Annotated in this window: 6 protein-coding genes and 1 tRNA gene; all 7 read right to left on the minus strand. The window is 56.7% G+C overall.

The annotated features are described in order from the left end of the window. Nucleotides 1-53: 53 nt before the first annotated feature. Complete coding sequence (locus tag B0G73_RS22480; RefSeq protein ID WP_146144227.1) at nucleotides 54-3,764, minus strand: SIR2 family protein; 3,711 nt, start codon at nucleotides 3,762-3,764, stop codon at nucleotides 54-56. Nucleotides 3,765-4,986: 1,222 nt separating this feature from the next. Then, complete coding sequence (locus tag B0G73_RS22485; protein WP_106283478.1) at nucleotides 4,987-6,327, minus strand: integrase arm-type DNA-binding domain-containing protein; 1,341 nt, start codon at nucleotides 6,325-6,327, stop codon at nucleotides 4,987-4,989. A gap of 205 nt (nucleotides 6,328-6,532) precedes the next feature. After that, nucleotides 6,533-6,608 (minus strand) — tRNA-Val (locus tag B0G73_RS22490). Nucleotides 6,609-6,689: 81 nt separating this feature from the next. Continuing rightward, the gene (locus B0G73_RS22495; protein WP_106283479.1) at nucleotides 6,690-6,962 is read right to left on the minus strand and encodes an HU family DNA-binding protein; all 273 of its coding nucleotides are present in this window, start codon (nucleotides 6,960-6,962) and stop codon (nucleotides 6,690-6,692) included. Between the two features lie 338 nt (nucleotides 6,963-7,300). Continuing rightward, nucleotides 7,301-9,724, minus strand: a complete 2,424-nt coding sequence (lon, locus tag B0G73_RS22500) for an endopeptidase La (RefSeq protein ID WP_106283480.1) — start codon at nucleotides 9,722-9,724, stop codon at nucleotides 7,301-7,303. Between the two features lie 202 nt (nucleotides 9,725-9,926). Further along, the gene (gene clpX, locus B0G73_RS22505) at nucleotides 9,927-11,198 is read right to left on the minus strand and encodes an ATP-dependent Clp protease ATP-binding subunit ClpX (RefSeq protein ID WP_007182009.1); all 1,272 of its coding nucleotides are present in this window, start codon (nucleotides 11,196-11,198) and stop codon (nucleotides 9,927-9,929) included. 183 nt (nucleotides 11,199-11,381) lie between these two features. After that, on the minus strand, nucleotides 11,382-12,035 hold the full coding sequence (gene clpP, locus B0G73_RS22510; RefSeq protein ID WP_007182010.1) for an ATP-dependent Clp endopeptidase proteolytic subunit ClpP: 654 nt from the start codon (nucleotides 12,033-12,035) through the stop codon (nucleotides 11,382-11,384). Nucleotides 12,036-12,182 lie beyond the last annotated feature (147 nt).

Raw genomic sequence — 12,182 nt, forward strand, 5'->3', positions numbered from 1 at the left:
TGTAGACACTCAGAGATAGATTCACCCGGTAGTGACTAGGCTTTTGTATCGCCTCAATCGATGACAATAGCGTTGTCTGCCGCAGCAAAGCGGACCTCGGGCAAGGCATCATCTTTCGAATCGGCAATCAGTCCGCGAAGCGTCTCGTCTTCAGGAAAGATGGCTGCAAGGGTCGAGGCAAGCTTCACGCACACAACCCGTACCGTAGAGGCGACGACAGCTTGGCGACTTCTTCGAATGATGTTCACATAATCGGTCGACTTATAAATTTCAGGAACCACTTCGCGAAGAGTCTGTTGCTGCTCCTCAGAAAGGTGACCGGCAATCAACAGCTCTCCCGCTAGCCACAGAAGCTGCTGCAACTCCATCATCCGGCCTGATTCGATGATGCCAATCACCAGCGTTACGAGCCTTCTAAATTTGGTGGATTGACTGCTTTCGGGTAATTTCATCCATCTATGCACAGCGATAGCGGCTTGACTAACTGATATCGGATTTCCGCCCCGAAGGGCGATGGCAATATCTCTCGCCACGGCAGTAGCGGTGCTTGAATCGCCCTCTGCGAAACTGACGAGCGCAGGCAAAGCAGTCATTGCGCCGTCTACATCCGAGTAAAGCCTGTGCAGTTGTTCAAATCGGCTCGATGTCTTGGTTTCAGAAGATAACGACGGAACAACGGCGTACGAAAGAGCACGACCAATGCTCAAGGCAAGCGAATGCCGGGCGTTTGCGGCCACATCTGACCCATTGTCCGCTGCTGTGACGGGTCTCCAATTCGTCAGGCGATCAAATAAAGCCAAGGCTTGGTTTACGTCAGGATATAACCGAGTCTTGTCGCTGCTCGCAGCCGCAGCCATCCCGTTGTAAGTCCACATAGCCGCGCGAATTTCCGGCGAAGGAAAGGTTCGCAGATCCTTTTGCGTATTATCGAGAATCTCGGAGCCATGATCGTACAGACAAGAACGAATAAGCTGCTCGACACGGGTTCGATCGCCGGCTGGTAAAACGGCCAACGTATGAGGATACAGACCCGTTTCCGGCAGATTTTCGTAGCTTTCAGAATCGCCCCAAATCGCATGAAATAATGCAATGGATTCCCTTGCCGTGAGGAAACCGTCGGTAGCAGATAAAGGCAGAAGGCGAAGCAGGGCTGCGCTTTTCGCTGTCCCGTTGGCCTCCCTAACTGCGCGAATCAACGCGGCGATGCGTTCATCCAGGACGGAAGATCTTTCGCGTGCCCCAAGGTGCTCAATAACGGGGTTTGGCCATGACCAGGTGGTGCCAGCCTTGATTTCCTGAGGGAGAGGAAACATGAGCGCGTCGAGAAGCAATTCTCCTTGCTCAGATGCGGGAATACTAGTCATCGAGTTCGAGAGAAGTGATTCGAGCGATTCTGACAGCCAGTGGCCCTGCAATTCAGGAGTATGGCCCATTTCCGTTGCTAGTCGAAACAGGATATTCGCCTCCGCTGACGGCACTCGAACAACGAGCCGTCCTAACACTTCCAGTAGGACGCGGAGTCTGCCTAAACAGTGGTCTCGCGCCTCGGCGGATGCCTGCTTACATTCTTGATGCCAATACCTGACTGCGGCGGAGAGTTGACGAACTGAAGCCTCGACAGCGTGCTGTTCAAGACAGGCCACACGAATGCGTCCCAGCCCGTCCTTGATAGCTTCCGAATCGCGGCTGCTCGAAGAGCGGACGGTCAATGCCAGGTCTATTAGGTCATCCCCTGTTCCACCGTGAAGTAGCAGGTTAGTTGTCGTTTGTACGAACAGGCTAACGTTGTAGCCACGAGCTCTTAGTCGCAACGGGATTCCACAGACTCTGGTGAGTCCATCCACGAAGAGAAAATCCGAGGAGTCAGGACTATTGTTAGAGCTGTCTTCTGAGTGGTCGTGATAGCGGCCTTGCTGAAACTGTGGCTCAATTGGATTTTGTTGTCTATCGTATGCCTCGCGTCGCTGGTCGATGTCACGCCGGAACGAATCTAACCATGTCCACGGGTCACACTTCCACTTCCGGAAATTACTCTCAACGAAAGTTGGTAATTCTTCAATGCCTTGGTTGTCCTCGCTATTACTGACAGCATCCAGCAGCCAACGCGCCCAGAGAAGGCGCGACATGATCTGGATGGATTGTCGATCTCGTCGATGCTGTTCGCGAAGATCCCCATACGCAGAGGCGATCAAGTCAATCGCTTCGGCTGATCGACCGAGTTCCACGAGCATGGCCATTTTCCGCAATTTCCAGATGGGGTCCTTGCCAACAATGCGGGGAATCAATTCCGTCAACTTGACGTAATCTAGGGAGTCACGGGCAAGCAGGGCGTGATGATAGGCTATTTCTGCGCTAGCATCCTGAACGTAAATCTCATTGTCCTCAATGACCTTGATAAGTGCAGCGTTGCGAGTTTCAACCGCCTGCTTTCTTTCGTCGGTGTCGGTTGTATCCCATCGCGAGTTGTTCAGTAACCAGAGGGCAATATCACCCTGCTGACGTTTGGTGAGGGCGTTCGATGGACTCGAACGAACCAGAGAAAAAAGCGCATCAGCGAGCCACAGCCGTATGTGCGAGTGGGCGATGGCCTGGCGCCAGCCTAGTTCGTACAGTAGGGCAGCGCGATTATCAGGCGTCAACGCCGCAATATTCTGCGGATTGGGGAATGGAGTGCTCACCTGATTATTGATCGCGGAACGTAGCGATGGAGGGCAGACCACCCAATGCGGATACGAGATTCGATCTTGTTGCAAGATTGGAATCTGTTCAGTCAAAGCCTGCGCACCGTATTCAGGGTCTCTGTGCAACTTTGCGTGATCTTCTGCGTTTCTGATGCTGCTAACGAGACGAGTCGGGTACCACTCGTGCGGTTTAGGCTTGGACCTTTCCGCGTCCCGCATCGCCTGCAGGAACAGTGCGGTTGCTTGGTGATGTTGAAGATCGCGATCCTCAAGGTGTGCGACGGTGGGATACAGGTCAACGGGAGCTACATTGATAGATTCCAGATACTTACGGCGAGCAGGGGAGATATTTAGGGCCCCGACGAGATAAATTTTTCGAGCGTGATTCGCCAAGTGGTCGCGCACCCACCCCGCCCATTGCAGGAAGTTCGGGTCGTCACCGGAAAAGCCAAGCAGACACAGCTCGTTTTCGATGAATACCTGTCGGGCCATGTTGACGAATGGCGCGAATCGTTCCGGGTACGTTCGATAGTCCTCTTGCGCGGCGATGAGGGTGTCAGTGATTCCGATCGTGCCGTGCAGTTTCACGATTCGCGGAGTCTGGGCCCAAGCCAAATCCGACGCCTTGGTGACGACGGTGTAGTACGGACCGTGAACGTTGTCTGCAGCGCGCTCTAGAAGAGTATCCCAATTGGTGGTCAGGACGTCCGTCCACGGAAGCGACAAGAGCGATTTGTAGAGTGGACCGGCTCGCCACGCTTGATCATCTATCTCAGACCGTATCCGGTCGTTAAGGGCTACCGTGCCGAAGTAAGTTCTAAACTCTTCGGCGACCCTCAATGGATCGGTAAAATTTAGATTCGTATCGTCAGCGTAAAGATCGCGGGCAAGCTTCTGCGTGAAGCTACCCCAAAGAGGCATCTTCTTACCATCGCCAACATGATGAGCCGCACTGCGACTAAATCCTGCACCAATCATGATAGCGGCGCCGTGCTGGTGCGAATCAAGGCGATGCAGCGCCGATGCGAGCTTTCGAATCGCTGGATAATCAGGCAGGTCCGAAACTTTAGGATCTTTTGCCACTTTGATTGCCGAAAATGGGTAGGGTGCTACTTTAACCGTTGTTTGTGATTCGAGGGAAAGCGTGTTGGTAGCTCATGCGGCGCTGATAATCTGCGTAATTGACCGCGAGACTTTTGGCAGCCAGAGGGTCGCGAGTACTCATCCACTCGCATCGGCACCTGAAATTCGAGGCTACGGCAGCGCGAATGGCGGCAAAACGCCTATCAGCTGACCTCACGGTGGCCGACACTCGAACGTCAGCAAAGGCCGTCGGGCGACAATCGAGCCGTGCGGCTCAGTGGCCGGTTTCAAGGCGGAGCCGCCGTCGGAGCGTCTCGGTCGCCGGCCGCACGAACGTCTCTTGATGGCCGATAGCACCGCTTCGATGAACGTTTTACAGAGTCGACGTTGGAATCCTCAACGGCAGTTGTCCGGTGGTTGGTGTGAACGTGTACTCCCGGCCACGAAGCGCCATTCGCTCTCACTGTCGCTCGGACGGTCAGACGTCGGATTCACCCAACTGACGGCCATTCCATTCGGAAGGTACCGACGCACCGACGTGCAGGCGAACGGCACTGTACTTCGCGCAAGTGCACGTCGCGCTTTTGCGACAAGCAACAAAAAATTCAAGCGCGCCACGTTTGAGTACGTTCGCGAGTACACCGGCCCGCAGCCACGCCGACATTTCCCTTATGCGTCAATAAATTACGCATTTCATTTGGCTCCCCTCCTGGGCATCCCAGTGCTGTATAGCGAATAACAGACGAGTCCAGAGGACTACAAAAATTGACAAGGCTATGGACAACCTTGTTATTGCAGTCCAGCTAGAGCCAGCACGAACCAGGCGCAGATGGGTACGTTTTTGAGCACACTGAAAGTTCGAGATCAGTCAATGTACTCACCTAGCCTTCCCCGCTCGTATAGCGGGAGCGACCCCGGCGAAAGCGCCCACTGTGATGTCCGCGATGGCGACGGTCTGATAGTCGGAGTGCTACCGGAGGACGCCAAGTTTGGGCATTTTTGCTGTTGCTGAGGCAACGTCGCGCATCTTGCCCAGCGCGTGTGCTTGTCGTTCCTCGCAGATCATGCACGTGAATAATTCGAAGTCCGCTCTGCTCATTTGCCAATCGTGAGATGAAACTCTCGTGGAGGTTGCGGATCCGCTTGGTCACTTGGCGCCGGTCATTTAGCAGAACAGATTTCTCACCATCCCTCGCCGGTACCCCGGCTATCGACGGAAAACTCATTGTGCAGTAGTGGATTCCAGCTCTCCACCCGTCGTCGCTTGCTCCACAAACGACGTCCTTTCCCCGGCCGGCATGTACGACTGGGCGATACCGTCCTGGCTGTTGTCGCCCGCTAGCCGATCGAGGTAGTCGGCCCAGTCCTGACTCATCCGTCGCCGCTGGTTGAAGTATTGAGCCCGATCGTATGCGTCTCCGAGTTCCTCGTCGCTGCCATGAGCAAGATGCCGTTCAACCACTTCCTTGTCGTAACCCAAGCGCTCCCGAATCAAGGTACGGGCAGTGGCGCGAAAGCCATGCCCGGTCATTTCGTGGCCCGAATACCCGATAGTCCGCAGAGCCGCGTTGATAGTGCCGTCCGACATGGGCAGGCCGGCCTTACGGCTTGGAAATACATAGCCCTCCGGGCCGGTTAGACGATAAAGATCCCGAAGTATTGAGACGGCCTGGCGGGACAGCGGCACGAGGTGAGGCGGGCCACCCTTCTTGCGCGCCAGCTTTCCCTTCATCATCGCCGCCGGGCAGGTCCAGAGTGCCTTGTCCAGTTCGAACTGTTCCCATCGAGCGGTTCTTATCTGGCCCGGCCTCTGAAAAACCAACGGCACGAACTGCAACGCGGCTCGCACGATCGGTGTGCCTTTATATGACTGAATCGCCCGCATCAACTGACCCAGCGCCTCGGGGTCCGTGATGGCTGCGTAGTGCTGCACCGGCGGCGTTCTCACGCCGCCTACTTTGGGATCGATCGCGGGATTTTCGGACGATTTGATGAGGCCGTTCTCGACCGCATGCCGGAAGACGCAATTGCACGTCTCCCTCACCCTTCTTGCCGTGTCGAGGACGCCACGGTCGCGCGCGCGACGAATGACCTGTTCCACATATTCCGGCGTGGTGATCTCGGCGATCGGCCGCCTGCCGAGCCAAGGGTACACGTTCTTCGCGAGCCGCCGTTCGATCTTGTCGAGATAGTCGGCGGACCAGTGCGCTTTCTGCTCGGCGATCCACGCCTTTGCGACAGCTTCGAAGGTCGCATTCGCGCTGAATCTTGCACGACGCTTGTCTTCGCGCCGCTTTTGCATGGGATCAATGCCCTGACGCAACAGCTCTCGTGCGGCTGCATGAGCGGCGCGTGCTTCCTTTTCGGAGACTTCCGGCCAGCTACCGAAAGCCATCGTCCTGGTTTTTCCAGCGAAATCGTAATTCCAGCGCCACAGCTTGGCACCTTCGGGCTTGACCAGCACGTAGAGCCGCCCCCCGTCTGACAAGGTGTAAGGTTTGGCTGCCGGCTTCGCGTTGACAATCTCGAGCCGGGTGAGCTGGTGGAGAGGAGATCGAGCCATCGTTGTATTCCGCGTCTGGAATTGACACAAGACACAACATACATCGGAAAATACAACGATAAAAGTGCGGGTTCTAATAGCCGACCGTGGACGTTTCTGGACAGGCCGCAGGCAACAAAAAACCCGCAAAGCCAATGGCCACGCGGGTTTCAGGGACTTCAACGTACTTTTTCAGACTGTACTGGACAACTGTGAATCACGAAACTGGTGGGTGCTGAGAGGCTCGAACTCCCGACCTACGCCTTGTAAGGGCGCCGCTCTACCAACTGAGCTAAGCACCCGTTTCATGATTCAGTGCTGCTTTCCTGCTTCTACCTGCTGCCCGATCTTCGCCTATCGACGTCCCTCAAGCAGCAAGCCCATTAGTTTAGCGCATCCTTCAGAGCTTTGCCAGGCCTAAATTTGGGGACCTTCGCCGCCTTGATTTTGATGGCGGCGCCAGTGCGCGGATTGCGCCCGGTGCGCGCGGAGCGCTTGCCGACCGCGAACGTGCCAAAACCGACCAACGTCACCGAACCGCCCTTCTTCAACGTACCTTTGACACCATCGATCACTGCGTCGAGTGCACGGCCTGCCGCTGCCTTCGAAATGTCGGCTTGCTGCGCAACGTGATCGATCAATTCCGTCTTGTTCATCCCAACCCCCGAGAATGTTTATGGCAATCGTGACGGCGCTTTATTAACGCCTGGCATCACGCGGCCGGCGGGCAACGCCGGGCGCAATCATTAGAATGGGCCGAAACCCTTGTGTCAAGCGGGGTTGAGCCTGATTTGCGAGGATTTCGAGAAGGCTTCCTATAACAAAATGTTGCGGCGAATGGATGCACGCACAACCAGTCGACAGGCGCATGCCGCTTTACTCAATAGATGGGAAAACGCCCCTCGCGAGACGCCCGACGGAAGTCGCGCGGACAATAAAAAACCGCGGCCGAGACCGCGGTTTTCTTCGAGCAAAAGCTTCTTTGCCGACTGCCTTAGTGCTTCACGACTTCCGTTGCCGCAGCGTCCTTGCCGGGCTCCGCTGCAACCGGCGCAGCAGGCTTGGGCTCCTCTTCGGGCAACGCCGCCGGCACGCGTTCGAGCGCCAGTTCGAGCACCTTGTCGATCCAGCGGACCGGCACGATCTCGATCGCGTTCTTCACGTTGTCCGGAATCTCCGTCAAGTCCTTGACGTTTTCTTCCGGAATCAGCACCAGCTTGATACCGCCGCGATGCGCCGCCAGCAGTTTTTCCTTCAAGCCGCCGATCGGCAGGACTTCGCCACGCAACGTGATTTCGCCCGTCATCGCGACATCGGCGCGCACCGGAATTCCGGTCAACACCGACACCAGCGCGGTCGTCATCGCGATACCGGCAGACGGACCGTCTTTCGGTGTCGCGCCTTCCGGCACGTGAATGTGAATGTCCTGCTTCTCGAACGCTTCGTCCTTGATGCCGAGACGGCGCGAACGCGAACGAACCACCGAGCGTGCTGCCTCGACCGATTCCTTCATCACGTCGCCGAGCGAACCCGTACGAATCACGTTGCCCTTGCCCGGCATTACCGCGGCTTCGATGGTCAGCAGATCGCCGCCCACTTCCGTCCACGCAAGACCCGTGACCTGGCCAACCTGATTTTCCTTCGCCGCCAGACCAAAGTCGTACTTGCGCACGCCGAGGAACGTATCGAGATTGCTGCCGTCGACCTTCACCGCGCCTTCCGCCTTCTTCAGCAGAAGCATCTTCACGACCTTACGGCAGATCTTCGAAATTTCACGCTCGAGCGAACGCACGCCCGCTTCACGCGTGTAGTAACGAATGATGTCGCGGATCGCGGTTTCCGTCACATCGACCTCGCCATCCTTGAGGCCGTTGTTCTTCTTTTGCTTGGGCAAAAGATAACGTTGCGCGATGCTGACCTTCTCGTCTTCCGTGTAACCCGACAGACGGATCACTTCCATCCGGTCAAGCAGCGGCGGCGGAATGTTCAGCGAGTTCGACGTCGCCACGAACATCACGTCCGACAGATCGAAGTCGACTTCGACGTAGTGATCGGCGAACGTATGGTTCTGTTCCGGATCGAGCACTTCGAGCAGAGCCGACGACGGATCGCCGCGGAAATCCTGACCCATCTTGTCGACTTCGTCGAGCAGGAAGAGCGGATTGCGCACGCCGACCTTGGTCAGGCTTTGCAGAATCTTGCCGGGCATCGAGCCGATATACGTACGACGGTGACCGCGAATCTCGGCTTCGTCGCGCACGCCGCCGAGCGCCATACGCACGAACTTGCGGTTCGTGGCGCGAGCGATCGACTGACCCAGCGACGTTTTACCGACACCCGGAGGCCCAACGAGGCACAGGATCGGCGCCTTGACCTTGTCGACACGTTGCTGGACCGCGAGATACTCGAGAATACGTTCCTTCACTTTCTCGAGACCGAAGTGGTCTTCGTCGAGCACGCGTTCCGCATTGGAGAGGTCGTTGTTGACCTTGCTCTTCTTGCGCCACGGCAAGCCGATCAGCGTGTCGATGTAGTTGCGCACGACGGTCGCTTCCGCCGACATCGGCGACATCAGCTTGAGCTTCTTCAGCTCGGCGTCGGCTTTCTTCTTGGCTTCCTTCGGCATGCGGGCAGCGGTGATGCGCTTCTCGAGTTCTTCGAGGTCCGCACCTTCTTCGCCTTCGCCGAGTTCCTTCTGGATCGCCTTGACCTGTTCGTTCAGGTAGTACTCGCGCTGGCTCTTTTCCATCTGGCGTTTCACACGCCCACGGATGCGCTTTTCGACCTGCAGGATGTCGATCTCGGCTTCGAGTTGCGCGAGCAGATGCTCGAGTCGCTCGATCACCGGGAACATTTCGAGGATGTGCTGCTTCTGGTCGAGCTTGAGCGGCAGATGCGCCGCGATCGTGTCGGCCAGACGACCCGCTTCGTCGATACCCGACAGCGACGTCAGGATCTCCGGCGGAATCTTCTTGTTCAGCTTCACATACTGGTCGAACTGCGACACGATCGCGCGGCGCAGCGCTTCAGTTTCGGCGCTGTCGGCGTGGTCGGGTTCGAGCGGCATGACTTCGCACGAGAACTGCGTTTCCTGTTCTTCGATGGAAAGCGTTTTCGCGCGCTGCAAGCCTTCGACGAGCACCTTCACGGTGCCATCGGGCAGCTTCAGCATTTGCAGGATGTTGGCAACACACCCTACTTCGTACATGTCCTTTTCGGTCGGCTCATCTTTGGCAGCCGTTTTCTGGGCGACGAGCATGATGTGCTTGCCGCCTTCCATCGCTGCTTCGAGAGCCTTGATCGACTTCGGGCGGCCTACGAAGAGCGGAATCACCATGTGCGGGAAGACGACTACGTCACGCAGCGGGAGCAGCGGGAGCGTAATGCGTTCCGGCGGAAGGAGTTGGGTTCCTGACATTTCATTTCCCCATGAGTGGAATCAGTTCGTTCGATAGGTGAGGCCAGCAGAAAAGATTGCAAGCCTCCGCGTGTGGGAAAAGTTCAGTGACTCCGAAGGTTCAGTGACTCCATAGTGAAAACAACCAGCCTGACCACACGATAAACGAAAAAAGCCGTTCACGTTGCCATGAACGGCTTTTTTTGCAGAACCCGAAAGCCGATCAGTTCGAACCCGCCACTTTGGGCGCGTCTTCGTAGATCAGTAGCGGTTTGCCGTCGCCGTCAATCACGTTGTCGTCGATGATGACCTTGCTAACGCCTTTCATTTGCGGCAGGTCGTACATCACATCAAGCAACGCTTGTTCCAGGATGGAGCGCAAACCACGCGCGCCGGTCTTGCGACGAATTGCCTTACGTGCGACAGCTTGCAACGCGGCCGGACGAATTTCGAGCTCGACGCGTTCCATGTTGAACAGCTTGTGGTACTGCTTCACCAGCGCATTCTTCGGTTCGACGAGAATCTTCATCAGCGCGACTTCGTCGAGCTTGCCGAGCGTGGCCACCACCGGCAGACGGCCGATCAATTCGGGAATGAGACCGAATTTGATCAGATCTTCCGGTTCGACTTCGCGCAGCACTTCGCCGGCGTCGCGGTCCTGCTTGCTCTTCACGCTCGCGCCAAAGCCAATGCCAGTCTTCTCGGTACGATCGACGATGACCTTTTCGAGGCCGTCGAACGCGCCGCCGCAGATGAACAGAATGTTGGTCGTGTCGACCTGGATGAAGTCCTGATTCGGGTGCTTACGGCCGCCCTGCGGGGGCACCGACGCCATCGTGCCCTCGACCAGCTTCAACAAAGCCTGCTGCACGCCTTCGCCTGAAACATCGCGGGTGATCGACGGGTTGTCGGACTTGCGGCTGATCTTGTCGATTTCGTCGATGTAGACAATGCCGCGCTGGGCCTTGTCCACTTCGTAATTGCAGTTTTGCAGCAGCTTCTGAATGATGTTTTCGACGTCTTCGCCGACGTAGCCGGCTTCTGTCAGCGTGGTTGCATCGGCAATCACGAACGGGACGTTCAGAAGGCGCGCGAGCGTTTGCGCGAGCAGCGTCTTACCGGAACCGGTCGGACCGATCAGCAGGATGTTGCTCTTGGACAGCTCGATCTCATCTTTCTTGTCGAGATGCTTGAGGCGCTTGTAATGGTTGTACACCGCGACCGCGAGAATTTTCTTCGCGCGTTCCTGACCGATCACGTACTGGTCGAGGATTTCACGGATTTCCTGCGGACTCGGCAGATCGGACTTCGACAAGCCCGCCTCGATGCCCGCGCCTGCAGCCTCATCACGGATGATTTCGTTGCACAGGTCGATACATTCATCGCAAATGAACACCGACGGGCCGGCAATCAGTTTCTTGACTTCATGCTGACTCTTGCCGCAAAACGAGCAATACAACAGCTTTTCGCTGTTAGAACCTTTCTTGTCCGCCATAGATGTGTGAGCCTCCGGACACTCGATTACATGATACGCCGTTTGCCCTGGCCTCGCAGTTTGCGCGGGGCCGGGCTTGAGCCAAGGTGACGGCGTTTGCCGCAGGCATTCGGACGAAGTTTGATTATTTCACAACCGATCCGGCTGCGTTTTTGCCCCATTTCGGGGCAAAAACGCACCATCTCAAGGACGCTTATGCGCTACCTGGTCGACGAGGCCGTAAGCTTGCGCATCGTCGCCGGACATGAAGTTGTCGCGGTCGGTGTCGCGTGCGATACGCTCGACGGGTTGGCCGGTGTGATGCGCGAGCAGATGATTCAGCCGTTCCTTCAAATACAGGATTTCGCGCGCCTGAATTTCGATGTCCGACGCCTGGCCGCGCGCACCGCCCAGCGGCTGGTGAATCATCACACGCGAATTCGGCAGAGCAAAACGCTTGCCTTTCGCGCCGGCTGCCAGCAGGAACGCGCCCATGCTGGCCGCAAGACCCATGCACAGCGTAGACACATCCGGCTTGATGAACTGCATCGTGTCATAAATCGCCATGCCCGCCGAAACCGAACCGCCCGGGCTGTTGATGTAGAAACTGATGTCCTTGTCGGGGTTCTCGCTTTCGAGGAACAGCATCTGCGCGACGACGAGATTGGCCGTCTGGTCGTTCACTTCGCCGACCAGGAACACGATCCGTTCCTTCAGCAGACGAGAATAGATGTCGTATGAACGCTCGCCCCGGCCGCTCGTTTCCACGACGATCGGCACCAGTCCGAGCGCCTGCGCTTCGAGATCCCGCGACGACTGGGAGGTCAACGTGTCCAGCATTTGAGCGCGAAAGGTCATGCAGTAGATCCTTGTCTGAAATATTCTAAATATTAGATGCTGGACAGGTGCGGCCGACAACCCCGTATTCAAGTGCGATCAGTGCATGCGCGCCGTGCAACATGAAACACAAACGCAATACACAATTACGGCACAAAAAAACGGCGT

The sequence above is a fragment of the Paraburkholderia sp. BL25I1N1 genome (assembly GCF_003002025.1).
Taxonomy (GTDB): domain Bacteria; phylum Pseudomonadota; class Gammaproteobacteria; order Burkholderiales; family Burkholderiaceae; genus Paraburkholderia.

What these genes read in the sequence shown, in the direction of transcription:
- clpP (WP_007182010.1), bottom strand. Translation starts at nt 12,035, where the DNA reads ATGACCTTTCGCGCTCAAATGCTGGACACGTTGACCTCCCAGTCGTCG.
- clpX (WP_007182009.1), bottom strand. Translation starts at nt 11,198, where the DNA reads ATGGCGGACAAGAAAGGTTCTAACAGCGAAAAGCTGTTGTATTGCTCG.
- B0G73_RS22495 (WP_106283479.1), bottom strand. Translation starts at nt 6,962, where the DNA reads ATGAACAAGACGGAATTGATCGATCACGTTGCGCAGCAAGCCGACATT.
- lon (WP_106283480.1), bottom strand. Translation starts at nt 9,724, where the DNA reads ATGTCAGGAACCCAACTCCTTCCGCCGGAACGCATTACGCTCCCGCTG.
- B0G73_RS22485 (WP_106283478.1), bottom strand. Translation starts at nt 6,327, where the DNA reads ATGGCTCGATCTCCTCTCCACCAGCTCACCCGGCTCGAGATTGTCAAC.